The sequence below is a fragment of the Flavobacterium johnsoniae genome (assembly GCF_030388325.1).
Taxonomy (GTDB): Bacteria; Bacteroidota; Bacteroidia; order Flavobacteriales; family Flavobacteriaceae; genus Flavobacterium; species Flavobacterium johnsoniae_C.
Genome location: NZ_CP103794.1, coordinates 2,215,078 through 2,235,105, shown reverse-complemented (window position 1 = coordinate 2,235,105; position 20,028 = coordinate 2,215,078). Strand labels below are relative to the sequence as shown.

Here is a 20,028-nt window from a genome sequence, read left to right as displayed (position 1 = left end):
TTTTGGACGCCTTTTTTTCGCCTTTTCTCAAATTATTTTTTAACTTACTGATAACGGCTTCTTTACGCTTTGAAGTTTTTTGGCTTCCCGTAAGGATTTTCTCCGTTTGGCTATGGATTTCCTGTCTGCTGCCGCTTCCGCATTCCCGTTTTTGCGGGTTTTCAGGTTTGGCGGACGTTTTCCGCCCTTTCTCTAATTACGGAAAAATCCATTTTTAGCAAAAAAGCCCTTCCCAAGACGGGATTTATAGCCCCGATAGTCCCGAAGCTTCGGGAGGAAATCCTTTTGGGGCGGGGTTCGCCATAAAAAGATTGCAGCGGATAGCGGGAAACAGCTCCTGAAAATAATTAAAACCCAAAGCTCTTCTATATTGTAGTGTGCATTATTTTTTTTCCCTTTATATATGCGTTACGCATAAGACGCACTGCAGTGCGCCTCTACGGAAAATCGGGATTTAATTTCTTCCTTATATATATGTAAAAAGAAACCCGACAGGTTTTTCAAATCTGTCGGGTTGTATACTATATATAAGTAGAATTATGAATTACTTAATTTGGTTTATTTAATTCCTTTGCTCTTTGTTGCCATTTAAGAGATAAATCGTCATAATCAATAGGAGTTGCTGGTTTTTGATTTACCAATCGGCCAGATTCAAATGCTCGGAGCAAGATTGTCTCAATTAAATAGTCTTCATTTACATCGTAAGGTTTGTATTCTGTCTTTAAACTTATATCAAATAAATTTGCGGTTGTGTTAGAAACAAATGCTTTGAATCCGCTTTTTAATGTTTTGATTAATTCGTAAGTTGTTATTCCTGTTTGTCTGTGAATTAGTTTTACCAATATTTGTCCTTGTTTTCGCGAAAGCTTTTTAAGTCTTTCTTCGAATTCATTATTAAGGTAGTCTTCTACAATTTTAAAATACTTCTTTTTCTCGCTTCTTGTTTTTAAACGCGCCATTCCATTATTTAACGCCGTCAATCGTTCTGATGCTAATTTTGCATAGGGATAAACTTTATAAACTCTATTCTGAAGAATTTGAAATTGCTTCATTTCTTCTGCGCTTAATTTTTTTTCTTTAGAAATAATTATTTCAGGCAATTGAATAGTATCATTTAAAATAGAATCTTTTTCCGTTAATATATATCCCATCTGTTGATTCTCTTTTGGAGTAATCTGGGCGTGACAAGAAAAGGAAACAAATAATATAAATAAAACAAAGCTGGTTAATCTCATCGAATCATAATTTAAATGTAAAATTATATATTTATACACAACTCTAATACCAAATTTATATTTTAGCAAAAAAATATTTTATGAGCACGAAATCTATTTTAAAAGATACTTCTATCGCTTTCTTGGAAAGCTACCTAAATAATGCCTCTCCTACTGGTTACGAAAGCGAGGGACAAAAGCTTTGGATGAATTATCTAGAGCCTTATGTTGATACTTTTATCACTGATACTTACGGAACAGCTGTGGGTGTAATTAATCCTGATGCTCCGTACAAAGTTGTTATTGAAGGTCATGCGGACGAAATTTCTTGGTATGTAAATTATATTACAGATGATGGGTTAATCTATGTAATTAGAAATGGTGGTTCTGATCATCAAATTGCGCCTTCGAAAAGAGTTAACATTCATACTAAAAATGGAATTGTTAAAGGCGTTTTTGGTTGGCCAGCCATTCATACTCGTTTAAGAGATAAAGAAGAAATTCCGAAATTGAGCAATATCTTTATTGATTTGGGTTGTGAGAACAAAGAACAAGTTGAAGCTTTAGGCGTTCATGTTGGTTGCGTGATTACTTATCCGGATGAATTTATGATTTTGAATGAGAATAAATTTGTCTGTCGTGCAATTGACAACAGAATGGGTGGTTTTATGATTGCTGAAGTTGCTCGTTTATTAAAAGAAAACAATAAAAAACTTCCTTTTGGTTTATACATCGTAAATTCTGTTCAGGAAGAAATTGGTCTTCGCGGAGCGGAAATGATTGCGCACAGAATCAAACCAAATGTTGCTATTGTCACCGATGTTTGTCACGACACTACTACTCCAATGATTGATAAAAAAGTTGAAGGAGATCTTAAAATGGGTAAGGGTCCTGTTATTGGTTATTCTCCTGCTATTCAAAATAAATTACGTGATTTAATTGTAAATACTGCTGAAAACAATAAAATTCCTTTTCAAAGACACGCTACATCTCGTGCTACAGGTACAGATACTGATGCTTTTGCTTACAGCAACGGCGGTGTACCATCGGCATTAATTTCTCTTCCTTTGCGTTACATGCATACGACTGTAGAAATGGTTCATAGAGATGATGTTGAAAATGTAATTCAGCTTATTTATGAGTCTTTGCTAAAAATTGAAAACAACGAGACTTTTTCTTATTTTAAATAAGATGTATCTTTAATGTAAATCTGGTCTGAATTTTATTTTGACCAGATTTGCAAATAAAAACTAACATGAAAATACTACTACTCGAAGACGATTTTACTTTATCTAAAGAAATCTCAACATTCTTTGCATCTAAAGAATTCGAGTGTACTCCTTATTATGATGGAACTTTTTTACTGAAAAAATATTTCCCTTATGATTACGATATTATAATTCTTGATATAAATGTTCCTGGAATAAACGGAATTGAAGTTTGCAAAGGCATTCGAGAAATAGACAAAAAAACACCTATTATTATGCTGACTGCTTTTAGCGAAATTGAAGATAAATTGTCTTCTTTTGATAGCGGCGCAGATGATTATCTGGTAAAACCATTTCATTTTGATGAATTGTATGCTCGCGTTCAATCTCTTTTGAGAAGAAAAGAAGTGCCGCAGCAAATCGAGAACAAAATAGTGGTTAAAGATTTGGAAATTTTCGAAGATGAAATGAAAGTTTTTAGATCTGGCGAAGAAATAAAACTTACACCAAAAGAATTTAAGTTGATTCTTATTCTCGCACATGCAAAAGGAAAAGTATTATCGAAACAGTTTATTGCCGAAAAACTGTGGGATTATCATATAGAAACCAATCAGAATACGATTGAAGTTTACATCAACTTTTTAAGAAAAAAAATAGATAAAGATCACGAAACCAAACTTATTCGTACCAAAGTCGGCTACGGATATTATTTAAGCGATCAGGAATGACATTAAAAAATCGAATATCACTTTTAGTCAGTTTGCTGTTTACCATTCTTTTTGGACTGGCATCTACTGTGATATTTGTTTTATATTCTAATTATAGAAAAGAAGAATTCCGTGATCGTTTAGAAATTAAGGCTTTGTCTAACATAAAATTGTTGGTAAATGTAAAACAAGTTGATAATCAGCTTTTAAAAATCATTGATCAAAATTCCATTAATAAATTATACGATGAAAAGACTTTAGTTTTTGATTCTAATTACAAACTTATTTACAGCAGTATCGACGATGCCAAAATTAATTGGTCTGTTGATGATTTAAAATACTTAAAGAAAAACAAAACGTTTTTTAAACAGCAAGGCGATTACGAAGTTTATGGCGTTTTTTATGATACTAATGATAAAGATTTTTATGCCTTAATATCGGCGACAGATGATTACGGAAAAAAGAAATTGCTTTTTTTACGTTACACTTTAATTATATCTTACATTTTCTTCACTTGTTTATGTTGGGTTATTACTTCTTTTACTGTTAGAAAATTGATGAATCCGTTGAATGATTTTCATCAAAAAATAAAAAATATAAACGAAAACAATCTAGACACCAGAATTGAATCTAAAAGCAGTAAAAATGAAATTGATTTGATTGCGGATGAATTCAATTTTATGATGGATCGAATTGAAATTTCGTACCAAAAACAAAAGGAATTTACAGCTCACGCCTCTCACGAATTAAGAACACCGCTTTCGCGAATGACTTCGCAAATTGAAAATGCCATTTCTGATCCTGATATTCAACCAAAAAACAAATCTTTCTTAAATGGAATATTGAGTGATGTTAATCATTTAAGCGAATTAATTCACTCTCTTCTTATTCTTTCTAAAATAGACAATAAAAGAACTGAAACTCACGAAACGCAACGAATAGACGAAATCTTATTTTCTTCTATCGAAAAAATCAATAAAGCTTTTCCGGATTTTGTCATTCTTTTTGAAATTGAAGAAAGTGACAATCTTGATACTGCCTTAGAAATACAAGGAAACAAAAATCTTTTAGAAATCGCTCTTACGAATGTTCTAAAAAATGCTTGTGTTTACTCTGATAACAAACAGGCTAAAGTAAAAATAAGCACCGATCATTACCATTTAATTGTATCGGTTTCTAATACCGGAAACACATTAAGTGAAGAAGAACAAAAAAATCTTTTTCAACCTTTTATGCGCGGGCAAAATTCTAAAGGAACTTCAGGTTTTGGGCTTGGTTTAAGAATTGTTCAAAGGATATTAACTTTACACAAAGCAAACATAATCTACTCAATACCAAATATTAACACGAATTTATTTCAGTTATTTTTTAATTTGTAAACTTTTTTAAGCTATTTTTAAGGTAGATTTTAAGGTCTCTTAAAGCCAGTTGATAGCATATTTGTATAAATTAAAGATGATACAATGAAAAAGTTATTCGCACTGCTGTTATTTGCACTTCTCAATCAAGCTGCAATAGCTCAAAAAACAGTTACTCTTCAAGACTGTGAAACCCAATTTTTAAAAAAGAATCTATTTTTATTGGCATCTCAGTATAATATTGATGCTTCTAAAGCCCTAACGATTCAAGCTCGTATTTGGGATAATCCGACCATTTCGGCAGAATTAAATGCCTATAATCCAGAACGAGATAAGTTTTTTGATATTGGTAAAGAAGGTCAAAAAGTCTTTGCTATCGAACAGCTTATTTACCTTGGCGGAAAAAAACGAAATGAAGTAAAACTAGCTCAAGCAAATGAAAAATTAGCAGAGCTTCAGTTTAATGATTTGCTTCGAACTTTAAAATTTCAATTGCGTAAAAGTTTTTACACGGTGTATTACAATTCTAAAAATCTTGAAAACACAGATAAGCAATTGGCTCACATAGAAAACTTGATTAATTCGTATTCTATTCAAGCGCAAAAAGGGAATATTCCGCTTAAAGATGTTGTTCGTTTACAGTCGTTGTATCTTAATTTTAAAAATGAGCGCTTAGAAGTAATAAACGATAATATTGAAGAGCAAGCTAATTTGAAACTTCTAATGAATGAAACTGAAAATGTAATTCCTCAAGTTAGCAAAGATGATTCTAATAAATATTTAAAAGTTATTGACTTTGATCTTAAAGGTTTTGAAGAGCAAGCAATAGCGAATCGTCCCGATTATTTAGCCAAACAAAAAGAAATTGATGCTAATGAATTAAACGTTAAATGGCAAAAATCTCTTTCTGTTCCTGATATCACATTTGGTGCAAATTACGATCAACGAAGTGGAGCTTTTAATCGTGAAGCAAATGTGAGCGTTGGAATTCCGTTGCCTCTTTGGAACAAAAACAAAGGGAACATTAAATATGCTCAAACTATTTTAGAACAGTCAAAAATTGAAAAACAAAATTTTGAATTGCAACTACAAACAGAAATTACTGCTGCATGGACTAAATGGGATGAATCTAGACAAAACTATTCTGTAATTAAACCTACTGTAAATTCTGACTTTGAAGCTGTTTATAACGGAATGCTAACGAATTTCCAAAAACGAAATGTCAGCCTTTTAGAATTCACCGATTTTATGGAAAGCTACAATCAAGCGATAATTCAGCTAAACGAATTGAAGAAGAAAGTCGTAATAGCTGGCGAAGAATTAAACAGTACCATCAACAAAGATTTATTTTAAAAAAATTATAGAAATGAAACATATATTATTCTTAGGAATCGCAATTGTAAGTCTATCTCTGACAAGCTGCAAAAAAGAAGTTGAAAATCCTGAAACAAATACTTCTTTTGTTTTAAGTAACGATATGCTGAAAACGACAACTACTGCAAATGCGGAAATGTTGCCCTTAAAAAATGAACTAAGTTTTTACGGAAAAATTACAGCTGACAACAATAAAATGATTGACGTTTATCCACTAGTTGGTGGAAATGTTATGAAAGTAAACGTTGAACTTGGTGATTATGTCAAAAAAGGACAAGTTCTAGCAACTATAAAAAGTACCGATGTTGCCGATTTTGAAAAACAATCAATTGATGCTAAAAGTGATTTACTTGTTGCAAAAAACAATTTGAAAGTAGCTCAAGAATTATTTGACGGAAAATTAAATTCTGAAAGCGATGTTCTTCAAGCAAAATCTGAAGTCAATAAAGCGCAGTCTCAATTGAGTAAAATTCAAGAAACTTATAAAATTTATAATATTAAAGCTGGATCTATTTATGAAGTTACAGCTCCGATAAGCGGCTTTATTATTCAAAAAAGCATCAATCAAGATATGCTTTTGCGTAATGATCGTTCTGAGAACATTTTTGACATTGCAGAAATCAGCGAAGTTTGGGCAATGGCAAACATTAATGAAATTGATATCAATAAAGTAAAACTTGGAACTTCTGCTGCCGTGACAACTTTAAGTTATCCTGACAAAACTTTTAATGGAAAAGTAGACAAAATTTACAATGTGATTGATCCTGAAACAAAAGCAATGCAGGCAAGAATTAAATTAAATAATCCAGATTATCTTCTTAAACCAGATATGAATGCCAATATTAAATTGTCTTTTAATGAAAATCAAAATATGATAGCTGTACCAAGTAAAGCAATTGTGTTTGATAAAAGTAAAAACTTTGTTGTGGTATTTAAAGACCGTAATAATATAGAAACCAGACAAGTTGAAGTATACCGAGTAGTTGGAGATACAACTTATATCTCAAGCGGATTAAAAGAAAACGAGAAAGTAATCACAAACAATCAGCTGTTTATTTATGGTGCTTTAAATAATTAAGACATGAACAAATTCATAAAAAATATTATTGCTTTTTCGCTTAAGAATAAAGCATTTACCTTCTTTTGGGTTGGATTATTGGCTGTTGCGGGATTTATTTCTTTCAAAAATATGCCTATTGACGCCTTTCCAGACGTTACCAATACGCAAATTATTATTATCACACAGTGGAACGGAAAAAGTGCCGAAGAAGTAGAACGTTTTGTAACGTCTCCGATTGAAATTTCGATGAACTCTGTTCAGAAGAAAACAAGTGTGAGAAGTATTACTATGTTCGGTTTATCGGTTATAAAAATCATTTTTGATGATGGTGTTGATGATACTTTTGCGCGTTTTCAGGTAAACAATTTACTTAAAAATGTTTCGCTTCCAGATGATGTTGAACCAGATGTTCAGCCGCCTTATGGTCCAACTGGAGAAATTTTCAGATACATTGTAAAAAGTAACAGCAGAGACAGTAGAGAATTATTGACTTACCAAAACTGGGTAATTGACAAACAATTACGCTCTCTTCCTGGTGTTGCCGATTTAAACGTTTTTGGAGGACAAACTAAAACTTATGAAGTTGGAGTTGATCCTATCAAATTAGCCAAATATAATATTACGCCTTTGCAAGTTTATAATGCCGTAAATGCAGGCAACTTAAATGTTGGCGGTGACGTTATTGAGAAAAATGGACAAGCATTTGTTGTTCGTGGAGTTGGTTTATTGAAGTCTAAAGAAGATATTGGAAATATTATTGTAGACGATGCTGGAGGAAATCCGATTTTGGTTAAAAACTTGGCAGAAGTTTACGAAAGTTCAATGCCAAGAGTTGGACAAACTGGTTTAGGAAATAATGACGATGCCGTAGAAGGAATTGTTGTGATGCGAAAAGGCGAAAATCCGCAGGAAACTTTGGCTTTAATTAAAGCGAAAATTCAAGACTTAAACGATAATGTTCTTCCGAAAGATATTAAAATTGAGACTTTTTACGATCGTGATAATTTGATGAATTTCACGACCGAAACCGTAATGCACAATTTATTTGAAGGTATTATTCTGGTTACAGTCGTAGTATTCCTTTTTATGGCCGATTGGAGAACCACTTTTACGGTATCAATTGTAATTCCGCTTTCTCTGTTATTTGCCTTTTTATGTTTGAAAATGATGGGTATGAGCGCCAACTTATTAAGTTTAGGTGCAGTCGATTTCGGAATTATCATTGATGGTGCCGTCGTAATGGTCGAAGGATTATTTGTCGTCTTAGATCATCGAGCGCATCAATTGGGAATGGAGAAATTTAATAAAATTGCCAAAGGAAGCTTAATCAAAAAAACAGGAACTGAAATGGGTAAAGCCATCTTTTTCTCAAAACTGATTATTATTACAGCTTTACTTCCTATTTTCTCATTCCAGAAAGTAGAAGGAAAAATGTTTTCTCCCCTAGCCTTTACTTTAGGTTTTGCGTTACTTGGAGCATTAATTTTCACTTTGACTTTGGTTCCGGTTCTTTCTCATATTTTATTAAATAAAAATGTGAAAGAAAAACATAACCCATTTGTGAATTTTTGGGACAGAATTGTTTCTAAAGGATTTGCGTGGACCTTTAAACATAAAATTCAAACTTTAATTGCTTCTACAGGATTATTGGCTGCGGTTTTCTTTTCTGCTGGTTTCTTAGGAACAGAATTTTTACCGCAATTAAATGAAGGAGCTTTATGGGTTACAGCAGAATTACCAATGAGTACTTCGCTTCCAGAAAGTGTTAAAACGGCAGCAATGATTAGAAAAGACTTAGAAAGTTTTCCTGAAGTGAAAAAAGTGTTGTCTCAAACCGGTCGTAGTAATGATGGAACCGATCCAAATGGTTTTGGATTCATTCAGCTTCAGGTTGATTTATTGCCAAAAGCAGAATGGAAACGTAAGATTTCGATGGATGAATTAATCAATGAAATGGATAATAAACTGAAAGTTCATCAAGGAATTACGTATAATTATTCGCAACCAGTAATTGATAACGTTGCAGAATCCGTTGCTGGATTTAAAGCTTCGAATGCGGTAAAAATTTACGGAGACGATTTAAATAAATTGGATCAGCTTGCCAATGAAGTTTTATCTCAAATTAAAGATATTCCAGGTATAAAAGATGCGGGAATTCTTCGAAATGTGGGTCAGCCAGAGATAAGTGTAATCTTAGATCGTGAAAAAATGGCAGCTTACGGCGTAACATTAAGTGATGCTCAAGCTGTTTTAGAATTAGCTTTTGGAGGAAAAACAGCAACTGAAAAATATGAAGACGAAAAGAAATTTGATGTTCGAGTTCGTTTTTCTAAAGAATACAGAAAAGATGAAAAAGATTTAGAAGAAATTAAAGTACCAACCATTAGTGGTGTAAAAATTCCTTTAAAAGAAATTTGTGATATTAAAACAATCACAGGTCCAGCATTTATTTATAGAGATAACACCAAACGTTTTATTGGAGTAAAGTTCTCTGTTCGTGATCGAGATTTAGGAAGTACAATTGCCGAAGCTCAAGCAAAAGTAAATAAATTGAAACTTCCTGCAGGATATACAACAGGTTGGACAGGAGAATTTGAAAATCAAGTTCGTGCAAGTGCGCGTTTGGCTCAGGTTGTACCAATCAGTTTAATTGGAATTTTTGTTCTATTATTTATATTGTTTGGAAACTTTAAAGATTCTCTTCTTGTTTTAGCCAATGTTCCGTTTGCCATAATTGGTGGAATTATTGCGCTGCATATTACTGGAATGAATTTCGGAATCTCGGCTGGAGTTGGTTTTATTGCCCTTTTAGGAATTTGTATTCAAAATGGTGTAATTCTTATATCTGAATTCCATCATAATTTAAAGGCCAAGTTTACGCTCGAAGAATCCATTTTTATGGGAGTAAAAGCACGAACAAGAGCCGTAGTAATGACTGCTTTAATGGCTTCTATAGGATTAATGCCTGCAGCAATTTCTACAGGAATTGGTTCAGAATCACAAAAACCTCTTGCCATAGTAATCATCGGAGGTTTGATAACAGCAACAGTTTTGACATTATTGGTTTTCCCAATTCTATTTTGGGTATTCAATCGTAAGAAACATGTACCAATCGAATAATAATTTATTTTTTTAGATTTTTTTAAATCAATTGTTGGGTTTAAAAAAGGAAAAGCATCATTCTTGTAATGGTGCTTTTTTGTTTTCACTAATTGATAAAAAGAAAATATAAAGCAAAAAAAATGACCTTTTGCTCAGAAAGGTCATTTTGTTCACTAACTCAAAGTCTTAAACTGTTTATTACAAACTCTTTAGAATTGCAATTGCATCTTTAGCGTTTGATAATTCTGCATATTTTAATGCGGTTAATCCTCTTTCATTTTTATCATTAGCACGTGCTCCATTCGCTAATAAAACTTTAATAATTTCTACCTTGTTATAACGTGCAGCCATCATTAGTGGTGAAAGATCTTCAGACATTTGGTTTACGTCTACTCCGTACTCAATAAATTTCTTTACTGTTTCAAGATCTCCTTTACTAATTGCAACTGTTAAAGGTGATGTATAGATTTTAGTGCGTTCAACTTTATTTTCTAAAGATGAAACTCCGTTTGAAGCCATTGCTACATTTCCTAATGATAATAAGGCTACTCCTAAAATAATAACTGATTTTTTCATAATGATTGATTGTTGTTAAATGATTGATTTATTGATGATTTTTAATTTCTATTTCAAAGGTAATTATTTAATCGTATTATGCAATACAAAGTACCATGTTTTAACTAATACTTAACATTTGCTTAATAAAACCATAATAATTAAGAACTTAACGTTACCAAATTGATTAGATTTACATTAATAGACGCAGATAAATCCAAAATGTTACACTTAAGAGGAAAAAATTTACAGGATAATGCTCTTTTTTTTATTATCAGTACAATTACAGTCCATAATTATTTAACTTTACTAGACATTCAAATAAAAAAAGACGAAAATTAAATAGCAACAATTGCTTTTATATAAAGAGAAATCACTGAAGTAGTAACCATAAAACCAAAATGTTATGATCATTATTAAAAGAATTCTTGTCGTTCTAATTTTAATTATTTCAATTATTCTGATAGCGGCTTATTTTATGCCTAAAGAATATGCTGTAGAAAGAGAAATCACGATTAACAAACCTGTTGATAGCGTTTTTAATTATGTAAAATCATTAAAAAACCAAAATGAATTTAGCGTTTGGGCCAATATGGATCCTAAAATGAAAGTAAATTACAAAGGCACTGATGGCGCTGTCGGTTCAATCTCTTCTTGGGAAAGTGATGTAAAAGAAGTTGGCGTTGGCGAACAGGAAATCACTAAAATAACAGAAAACAAACGTATTGATTTTGCTCTTCGATTTAAAAAACCAATGGAAGATACTGCGGTAGGATTTATGTCAACTGAACCTTTGGGAGGAAATCAAACAAAAGTAAAATGGGCAATCAGCGGCGTTATTCCGTATCCGACAAACATAATGCTTCCGATGCTTAAAATGGACCAAATGATTGGAAACGACTTGCAAAAAGGTCTAGAAAATCTTAAAGATAAGATGGAATAATCCTTTATTTTTATTCTATAAAAAAAGCATCATTTATTTAGAATGATGCTTTTTCTTTTAAAATTAGAAGAACTTTTATTTCAAACCTTTTAACACAGCTATAGATTCTTCTGACTTCGCATATCTCGCATAATCTAAAGCTCTTAATCCATGTTCATTTTCAATTGATGGCAGAGCTCCTTTTGCCAATAAAATTTTAACGATTTCGACATGATTATAACGAGCTGCGAGCATTAAAGGCGTCATATTTCTTATAATTTTATTTACATCTGCGCCATACTCGATAATTTTTCTCACGCTTTCAACATCGCCTTTACATATTGCGACATGCAAGGGAGATGATAAATAAGTAGAAATCTCCGTTAGATTTTTAACTCTAAGCTTTTGATTTGAAGCTGTTACGGAATTTGCAAATAGGAACAAAGCAGTTCCTAAAACGATTACTGTTTTTTTCATGATTGATTGTTTTTAATTGATTGATGATTGTGATGATTTATTAATAGACGTATAAAACAGGTAAAACGTTGCACTAAAAATGAAAAAATTTATATTTTTTTTTTTTAAATCATTATATATCAACAAAAAAACGCGATCCAAATAATTGAATCGCGCTTTACTTTTTGTTGAAATTTATACTATTTCAAATTGAATTTTGTACTATAAATATTTTTTAAATCCTTTTCAAACAATGTGAAAGGATCGTCATAAAATCTTATAAAGTTTTTTTCGCTTATCTGATCTGGAAATGGCGCATAATAATGTGTTGGACTTGTTTTATCATTTCGCCAAACCAAAACATAAGCCAATTGTAAATCATTCGATTTTAAAGTTTTAAGCAATATTTCTGTCCACCAATTTTCATTCGGAATAGATTCTAAGCCAGTTTCTGTAAATGCGGCTAATTTTTTCTTTTTAATTGCCAAATCAGAAAATATTTTCAGTTTTTTTAAACCTGCATCTAGATCATATTTACCATCACGTCCGAAATCTCCGTAATCGTCCATCCCGAACATATCAACAAAATCATCTCCAGGATAACGTTCTAAATATTCTTCTTCAGAATTAAATCTATTATCTGGAGAAAAGGCATAAATAAAATTGTGTACGCCCAAAGTATCTTTCAAATACGAAACTGTAAACTGCCAGACCGCAATAAAATCTTCTCGAGAAGTTTGTGATTTTCCCCACCAAAACCAATCACCATCGAATTCATGATAAGGTCTGAAAATCATTGGAGAAAGCTTTCCATTTTTAGCTTTTACAGAATGAGCAAAATCGGCAATTGTTTTTAAAATTTCTTTGTATTGCTCATGATTTGAACCGCCTGGTTTTATTAAAGACATTGAAGCTTTAGAAATTCCATCTTTCCAGTAAAACCCCTCATCAGAAGCTGGATTATTAAAATGCCATGAAACAGTTGTAATGCCGCCTCTTTCGTAAGTTTCAATTACATTTTTTCTTAAAGTTTCTTTAGACTTTTCAATCTCATCTTTAGATTTTCCAGAAAAATCGCTAAAATCAATTCCCACAACTGCTGGATGTGAACCTGTAACCGATTTTACATCAGAACGATTAGGCTCATTACTCCAGCCGTGACCATATTCTAAAGCATGCTGATGTCCAAAAAGAATATGATTTTTTGAAATTAATTTTAAATTCTTATAAAGATTTTTGGTTTCTTTTGTCGCTTTTTTATCTATTTGCGAAAAAAGAAAATGCCCTGTTATAAGACATACAAATAACAGGGCATTTTTAATTTTATCATTCATGGTTTAAATAGTTAGTTTAAACCCGAAATTACTATTTTGAAGAAAGGTATTCTAATACGTTTTTTTCAATACGTTGATCAATATTGTCAATATCTGCTTTTACGAATTTTTCTCCTAAAATATTCTCGTACAATTCGATATATCTTTCAGAAACAGACGTAATATATTCGTCTGACATATCTGGAATTTGCTGTCCTTCTTGACCTTGAAAACCATTTTCGATTAACCAACGGCGAACAAATTCTTTAGATAATTGTTTTTGCTCTTCTCCTTTTTCTTGTCTTTCAGCATATCCGTCAGCGTAAAAATAACGAGAAGAATCTGGTGTATGAATTTCATCAATTAAAACAATAACGCCGTCTTTTGTTTTTCCGAATTCGTATTTTGTATCAACTAAAATTAATCCGCGAGAAGCTGCAATTTCAGTTCCTCTTTGAAATAATGCGCGAGTATATTTTTCTAAAACTAAATAATCTTCTTCAGAAACAATTCCTTTTTCTAAAATAGCTTCGCGAGAAATATCTTCGTCATGAGAACCATTATCTGCCTTTGTAGTTGGCGTAATAATTGGCTCTGGAAATTTGTCATTTTCTTTTAAACCTTCAGCCATCCTAACGCCGCAAATTTGTTTTCTTCCCGCAGCATATTCTCTTGCAGCGTGTCCAGATAAATAACCACGAATTACCATTTCTACTTTAAAAGGCTCACATAAATGTCCAACAGCAACATTTGGATCAGGAGTTGCGATTAACCAGTTCGGAACAATATCTTCTGTTAATTCCATAAACTTAGTTGCAATCTGATTTAAGATTTGTCCTTTGTAGGGAATTCCTTTTGGCAAAACTACATCAAAAGCCGAAAGTCTATCGGTCGCTACCATTACCAAAAGTTCGTCGTTGATATTATAAACTTCTCTAACTTTTCCGCGGTAAACTGATTTCTGATTCGGGAAATTAAAATTTGTAGTTGTGATTGTATTGCTCATTTTTTGTTGTGTTGTTTTTTTGTGAATGCAAATTTAAAACTATTTAAAAGAGCAAGCAAGAAAGTATTCAGTTTTCAGTCGCAGTTTTCAGTTTTAATCTTGCGACTGAAAACTGAATACTTATTTCAAAAGTGTTTCATTAAATAAATTTAAAATTCTGCTGTATTCATCTATCCATGAATAAGTTTCTTTGAAACCGTGAGATTCTACCGGAAACGATGCCAAGCTCCAGTTCTTTTTCTGCAATTCGATAAAACGTTGTGACAAACGCACAATATCTTTATATTCAACATTGTCATCAACCATTCCGTGAAGCATCACAAGATTTCCTTTCAAATTATCAGCAAAATAAATTGGCGAACTTTTTTTGTAAGCTTCTGGATCGGTTTCTGGAAAATTCAAAATATTTCCCGTATACCCGTGATTGTAATGTGCCCAATCTGTTACAGAACGCAAAGCTGCACCCGATTTAAATTCGCCTGGAGTTGTCAGCATTCCCATCAAAGTAATAAAACCTCCGTAAGAACCACCGTAAATCCCTACTCTATTAGCATCAATACCGTATTTTTCTACCAGATATTTTTTTCCATCAAGATGATCAGATAAATCTTTTCCTCCCATAAAACGATAAATTCCAGTTCTAAAATCACGTCCGTAACCGTCACTTCCTCTATAATCGATGTCTAAAACTGTATATCCTAAATCAGTCAACAAATTATGAAACATATATTCTCTGTAATAATTACTCCAGAAATTATGCGCATTTTGAAGGTAACCCGCACCATGAACAAAAATTACTGCCGCTTTATTAGCATTTTCTGTTTTTGGAGTATATAATCTAGCATTTACAGGCGTTCCGTCTTGAGCTTTAAAAGTAATTACTTCTGGTTCTCTCCATTTGTATTTTTTGAAATCTTCTGAAACTGAAGAAGAAATTTGCTGTAGAACTGCATTCTTTTTATTGTCGGCAACATAATAATCCCAAGGAATATTTTTATAAGAATAACGAACCAAAAGCGATTTTTCATCTGGAGATAAAACCACTTCGTGAGCACCATTTTTTGTTAAAATTGGCTGTAAAATTCCGTCTGCAACAGCAAGTTTATAAAACTCTCTATTTCCAGGATGAGTTGTATTTGTTGTTAAATAAAACGTTTTTTTGTCTTTAGATAAAGTCAAATCTCTTACTTCCCAATTCCCTTTAGTAAGTTGTGTTTTCTTTTTACTTTTTAAGTTAAGAGTGTATAAATGGGAATAACCTGTAGCTTCAGATTGAAAATAAATAGTTTCATTATCAGCTAAAAAACCTAAATTTCCAGAAGAAAATGAATAAGAAGGAATTCCAGGTCCAGCAATCCAAGCATCATCGTGCTGATGTTCGATTTCTTCAAAAGTACCTTTTTCCAAATTCAAACTTACCAACCATCTGTCTTTATTATCCTGACTTCTAATATCTACAATTGCCAGTGAGCCACTTTCGTTATAAATTGGTGCTTTAGGAACAATCAATTTATCTTCTTTAGCTTTATTTTTTAAATTATCGTATAATTCAAAATATTTCGGCGAGTCCTGAATATGACTTAAAGTCGAAAAATTCACATAATAAACAGAATCTTTTGCTACAGAATAAATTCCGAATTTTGTTTTCACGAAGTTCTTTGTCGAAACCTTTTCTTTTGTTTCTGGACTTTGATTATAACCATCTGCCGTTATAAAAACTTCCATTTTTTCGCTTTTAACCTCTGGTTCCTCGACCAAAATAAAAGTCGCAAAATTACCATTCGGATTTACTTGAAGCCCCGCAAATCGGTCGTTTCCATAGAAATATTGTTTTGCAAAATCAGATTTTACCGCTTTGCTTTTTTCAAGATTCCATTGTTTTTTTGCTTCTTTATCTCTTATAAATTGGAATAATTCATTTTGCTGTTTTGCTAAAAAAGATTCAGTATCTGGTTTTATCTCTTTTTTTATTCCTTTATTAAAATTGGTAATTTGTAAAATCGTACCAGCCTTAGTATCGTATTTAAAAATATTATCATTTTGCACGAAAAACAAAACTCCATTTTGAGCTCCAAATTCTAAATTGGATAATCTTGAAGATTGCTGAATTAGTTTTTTTGTTGTTTTGGATTGAAGAGAATACGAAAACAAACTTCCGTTATCTAAATAATAAACCAAATCTGATCCTGGTTTTGTTTTGAAATCCTGTTGAGAAAATGCAGCTTCTTTTGGAGATACAATTTCAGGCTTCGACATTCCTTTTTGCCAGAAAAAAGTACTTGATCCTAATTCATCTTTTGGATTCCATTCAAAATAAACCTTTTTACCGTCTAAAGACCAGCGTCCGTTTGTGGGTTGATTTCCAATAAAAGATTCGCCTTTCATTATTTCTTCTAATTTCAATTCTTGGGTATTTCCTAAAACTGAAAGAAATAAAAAGGCTGCGGTAAAAATGTTTTTTGTTATCATGAATGTGTTTTTGAGAAAACAAAAATACACTCTCAAAACTTCTAAAAAAATGTTTTAACTATTTCCTTGCGAAAATCTTCACATAAATATGCCTTTAACAAAAAATCCTTGAAGAAAGACCTTCAAGGATTCTGATTTATGTGAAAAATCTAATTTGATTTTAACTCGCTGCTAATTCTTTATCTAAAATTTTAGTTGCGATATACTTTGCAACTCCATCTTCAGCATTTGTTTTAATTACTTCTAAATCAGGCAAAGCATCTTTTAGAATCGAAGGCGCATTTCCCATAATTAATCCTCTTCCGGTTGCAGACAACATTTGCAAATCATTAAAACCATCTCCAAAAGAAACGGCTTCATCCATTGTAAACCCTTCTTTTTCTAAGACTTTGGAAATTGCAACTGCCTTATCTACAGATTTATCCATAAATTCTAAGCAAGTTGGCAAACTGAAAGCGTGATGCAAATGTTCTGAAGAATTGGCCAAAACAGCATCTCTTACTTTTACTAACTTTTCGTGATTATCGCATGAAAAGAAGATTTTTATTGCCTTGAAATCTTCTATCGTTTTATAATCAACTAATTCTGGACGGTATTTCAGTTCGGCTTGAAATGAGTTTAATCTTTCGTTCCATTTATTAGTTTGCCAAACGTTTTCTTTGAATAAAACAACCGTAACGTCGGGATCAATTTCTATATTTAACGCGGCTTTTACAACATCACTATCTAAGTTAAAAGCGAAAAGTTCTTCTTTATTTGGCGAATGAATTCTTCCTCCATTAGAGCTTACCAAATAAACAGGAATTTCAAGTTTGTCAATAATCGCCATGGCATCAAGATGATGACGTCCTGTAGCTACAACAATTAGATAACCTTGATTATGAAGTTCTTGAAAAATTGATTTGGTATATTCTGAAATTCTGTGTTGTGGGTTGAGTAAAGTTCCGTCAAGGTCGCTTACTACAACTTTTATATTTTTAAGTTTTGTCATATTTATCAAATATCGATGATATGCAAATTTACGATTTTAAGCTCGGCTAGACAAAGATTACAAGCTTTGAAAGCTAAAATTGAGGCAAGTTTATTATTTATTTAACTATTCGTTTAAAAATTGCTTTTTTAAATAATTAAATCTTAACAATTCCCGATTTGTATAAATTTATAGCCTTTTGAACCACAAATTTAATTTGTTCCAAAGGCAAATCTTTTTCAGAATCGAGCAATAAAATTTTCATTCTTGAACGTTTTTCTTGAAGAAGAAAATCTTCATCAAAATGTTTTCCTTCTACAATTCCGATATAAGGTTGTTTGAGTTTTTTATGAATCCAGAAATAGCAGAACATTTTTCCTTTATAAGAGAAAAAAGGCATTCCGTATTTTAAAGTATTTGTAATATCTGAATCTTGTTTTAAAATGATTTCTTTTAATGCCAAAAATATTCCTTTTATAGGTTCTTCTTGGTTTAGGTAGAAATCATCGAGTTGTTTCATTTCTTTATATTTTTAATATTTGAAGCCGTCTTTCCAATCAATAATTTCTTTTGGATGCTCTTTATCGTTTGGATAATTCATTTTTACAAATTCAAACTGCTTTTTAGTCAATAAAACAATTCTGCCATCATTTCCTGAACTAATTGGATAAAATTGTTCGTCAGTTCCTTGAATTTTAAGCTGATCATTTAACATTTCAATAAAATTCAAATACGCTATAGTCCAGTCATAATTGCCAAAATCATTATTGAAAGCAATATATTCTTTTCCGTTTAATTTTATTTTATGAAGTAAATGTTTATCAGTCTGATCTTCAAATTCATCAGACACTAAAAGTTTTAAATTTAATTTATCAAATGAAATTTTTACAGTTTCTAAATATTGAATTAATCCTTCTCCTTCAAATAATGTTTCAGAATCAATAAAATAAAATCTATTGTCCGTAAAACTTAAATCTTCTCTCATATGACCTTCAAAAAAACTCAATTTATCGTAAGATTTCTTAAAATCTTCTTTTGTAATTTTTAAATCCTTTTTATCTGTCAGATTGAAAAAATTTAATCTATTTAATCCTGATACAATTTCTTTTCCAGATAATTTCTTTGAGTAATTCTCTGATTTTTTATTTTCACTTTTTTGAGCATAAACTCTAAAAGCAAAAAACAGCAAACCAACTACCAAAATAATTTTACTTTCCATTTATTTAGAATAATGAATTCTTTTAATACATAAAAAAATATTCGTTTTGCACTTCTAAAAAAATGCAAAACGAATATTAATAAATGTCAAAACACAATTCACGATTTACATTTAACATTTCACTAAAAATTAAACTTAATCGTGATTTTCGATTTGTTTATAAGCGTCAATTACCTTTTTAACCAATCTATGACGCACGATATCTTTATCATCCAGATAAATAATTCCGATTCCGTCAATGTCTTTCAGAACCAAAATTGCTTCTTTAAGACCAGAAATAGTTCTTCTTGGTAAATCGACCTGTCCTGGATCACCTGTAATCATAAATTTGGCGTTTTTTCCCATACGAGTCAAAAACATTTTCATTTGTGAGTGTGTGGTGTTTTGGGCTTCATCAAGAATTACGAAAGCATTATCAAGCGTACGTCCACGCATAAAGGCAAGCGGCGCAATCTGAATAATTCCTTTCAAAATATAATCCTCAAGTTTTTCATTCGGAAGCATATCACGCAACGCATCATACAATGGCTGCATATAAGGATCAAGTTTTTCTTTCATATCTCCAGGCAGAAATCCTAGATTTTCTCCAGCTTCTACCGCAGGACGTGTTAGAATAATCCTTTTTACTTCTTTATCTTTTAGCATTTTAACCGCCATAGCGACACCGGTATATGTTTTTCCGGTTCCAGCAGGACCAATAGCAAAGACCATATCATTTTTCTTAATGGTATCAACAAGTAATTGCTGATTTGGCGTCATCGCTTTGATAATTTTACCGCCAACACCATGAACTAAGATTTTGTCATGATCATAAGATCTTTTGTCTTCTTGACCATCACTCATAATTACACGTTCAATTACATTATCATCAATATTATTGTAACGGGTAAAATGAAGCATTAATCTTTGAAATCTTTTTTCGAATTCATCTAAAACATCTTTTTCGCCAAATGCTTTTAAAGTTGTCCCTCGCGCTACGATTTTAAGCTTTGGGTAATACTTTTTAATGATCTCTAGATGGCTGTCCTGAGCGCCCCAAAATTCTTTTGGTGCAATATCTACTAGCTCGATTATTCTTTCGTTCAAATGAAGTAG

At 31.8% G+C, this 20,028-nt stretch carries 17 protein-coding genes; 7 read left to right on the top strand and 10 right to left on the bottom strand.

The window, feature by feature from the left end:
- Positions 1-548: 548 nt before the first annotated feature.
- The gene (locus NYQ10_RS09815; RefSeq protein ID WP_289880402.1) at positions 549-1,235 is read right to left on the bottom strand and encodes a DUF4294 domain-containing protein; all 687 of its coding nucleotides are present in this window, start codon (positions 1,233-1,235) and stop codon (positions 549-551) included.
- A gap of 80 nt (positions 1,236-1,315) precedes the next feature.
- Between NYQ10_RS09815 and NYQ10_RS09810 the strand changes: the two genes are divergently transcribed.
- The 6 genes from NYQ10_RS09810 to NYQ10_RS09785 all read left to right on the top strand — a co-directional run bounded on the left by NYQ10_RS09810 (position 1,316) and on the right by NYQ10_RS09785 (position 10,041).
- Positions 1,316-2,404, top strand: a complete 1,089-nt coding sequence (locus NYQ10_RS09810; protein WP_289880400.1) for a M42 family metallopeptidase — start codon at positions 1,316-1,318, stop codon at positions 2,402-2,404.
- A gap of 65 nt (positions 2,405-2,469) precedes the next feature.
- Positions 2,470-3,150, top strand: a complete 681-nt coding sequence (locus NYQ10_RS09805) for a response regulator transcription factor (protein WP_289880398.1) — start codon at positions 2,470-2,472, stop codon at positions 3,148-3,150.
- Positions 3,147-4,508 (top strand): HAMP domain-containing sensor histidine kinase, encoded by a 1,362-nt coding sequence (locus NYQ10_RS09800; RefSeq protein ID WP_289880395.1) that lies wholly within the window; start codon positions 3,147-3,149, stop codon positions 4,506-4,508. Before NYQ10_RS09805 ends, NYQ10_RS09800 begins: the two co-directional genes overlap by 4 nt.
- A gap of 84 nt (positions 4,509-4,592) precedes the next feature.
- Complete coding sequence (locus tag NYQ10_RS09795; RefSeq protein WP_289880393.1) at positions 4,593-5,840, top strand: TolC family protein; 1,248 nt, start codon at positions 4,593-4,595, stop codon at positions 5,838-5,840.
- Between the two features lie 13 nt (positions 5,841-5,853).
- On the top strand, positions 5,854-6,939 hold the full coding sequence (locus NYQ10_RS09790; RefSeq protein WP_289880391.1) for an efflux RND transporter periplasmic adaptor subunit: 1,086 nt from the start codon (positions 5,854-5,856) through the stop codon (positions 6,937-6,939).
- 3 nt (positions 6,940-6,942) lie between these two features.
- On the top strand, positions 6,943-10,041 hold the full coding sequence (locus tag NYQ10_RS09785) for an efflux RND transporter permease subunit (RefSeq protein ID WP_289880390.1): 3,099 nt from the start codon (positions 6,943-6,945) through the stop codon (positions 10,039-10,041).
- A gap of 180 nt (positions 10,042-10,221) precedes the next feature.
- On the opposite strand, the gene NYQ10_RS09780 is transcribed toward NYQ10_RS09785, so the two are convergent.
- Positions 10,222-10,599: an ankyrin repeat domain-containing protein gene (locus NYQ10_RS09780; protein WP_289880388.1), complete on the bottom strand. Its 378-nt coding sequence runs from the start codon at positions 10,597-10,599 to the stop codon at positions 10,222-10,224.
- Between the two features lie 385 nt (positions 10,600-10,984).
- Between NYQ10_RS09780 and NYQ10_RS09775 the strand changes: the two genes are divergently transcribed.
- A complete protein-coding gene (locus NYQ10_RS09775; protein WP_289880386.1) occupies positions 10,985-11,521 on the top strand; it encodes an SRPBCC family protein in 537 nt (178 codons plus the stop codon).
- A 75-nt stretch (positions 11,522-11,596) separates the two neighbouring features.
- Here the strand turns inward: NYQ10_RS09775 and NYQ10_RS09770 are convergent, their stop codons facing one another.
- From NYQ10_RS09770 to NYQ10_RS09735, 8 genes are all read right to left on the bottom strand, one after another.
- The gene (locus NYQ10_RS09770) at positions 11,597-11,977 is read right to left on the bottom strand and encodes an ankyrin repeat domain-containing protein (RefSeq protein WP_289880383.1); all 381 of its coding nucleotides are present in this window, start codon (positions 11,975-11,977) and stop codon (positions 11,597-11,599) included.
- A 179-nt stretch (positions 11,978-12,156) separates the two neighbouring features.
- A complete protein-coding gene (locus NYQ10_RS09765) occupies positions 12,157-13,290 on the bottom strand; it encodes a glycoside hydrolase family 26 protein (protein WP_289880380.1) in 1,134 nt (377 codons plus the stop codon).
- Between the two features lie 31 nt (positions 13,291-13,321).
- Positions 13,322-14,275: a phosphoribosylaminoimidazolesuccinocarboxamide synthase gene (locus NYQ10_RS09760; RefSeq protein WP_289880377.1), complete on the bottom strand. Its 954-nt coding sequence runs from the start codon at positions 14,273-14,275 to the stop codon at positions 13,322-13,324.
- Between the two features lie 120 nt (positions 14,276-14,395).
- Positions 14,396-16,744, bottom strand: coding sequence for a S9 family peptidase (locus NYQ10_RS09755; RefSeq protein ID WP_289880376.1), 2,349 nt, complete (start codon positions 16,742-16,744; stop codon positions 14,396-14,398).
- A gap of 160 nt (positions 16,745-16,904) precedes the next feature.
- The gene (locus NYQ10_RS09750) at positions 16,905-17,735 is read right to left on the bottom strand and encodes a Cof-type HAD-IIB family hydrolase (protein ID WP_289880374.1); all 831 of its coding nucleotides are present in this window, start codon (positions 17,733-17,735) and stop codon (positions 16,905-16,907) included.
- Positions 17,736-17,871: 136 nt separating this feature from the next.
- Positions 17,872-18,234, bottom strand: coding sequence for a DUF1801 domain-containing protein (locus tag NYQ10_RS09745; protein WP_289880372.1), 363 nt, complete (start codon positions 18,232-18,234; stop codon positions 17,872-17,874).
- 12 nt (positions 18,235-18,246) lie between these two features.
- Positions 18,247-18,933: a hypothetical protein gene (locus NYQ10_RS09740; protein ID WP_289880370.1), complete on the bottom strand. Its 687-nt coding sequence runs from the start codon at positions 18,931-18,933 to the stop codon at positions 18,247-18,249.
- Positions 18,934-19,068: 135 nt separating this feature from the next.
- A complete protein-coding gene (locus NYQ10_RS09735; protein WP_095954015.1) occupies positions 19,069-20,019 on the bottom strand; it encodes a PhoH family protein in 951 nt (316 codons plus the stop codon).
- Between the last annotated feature and the right edge of the window lie 9 nt (positions 20,020-20,028).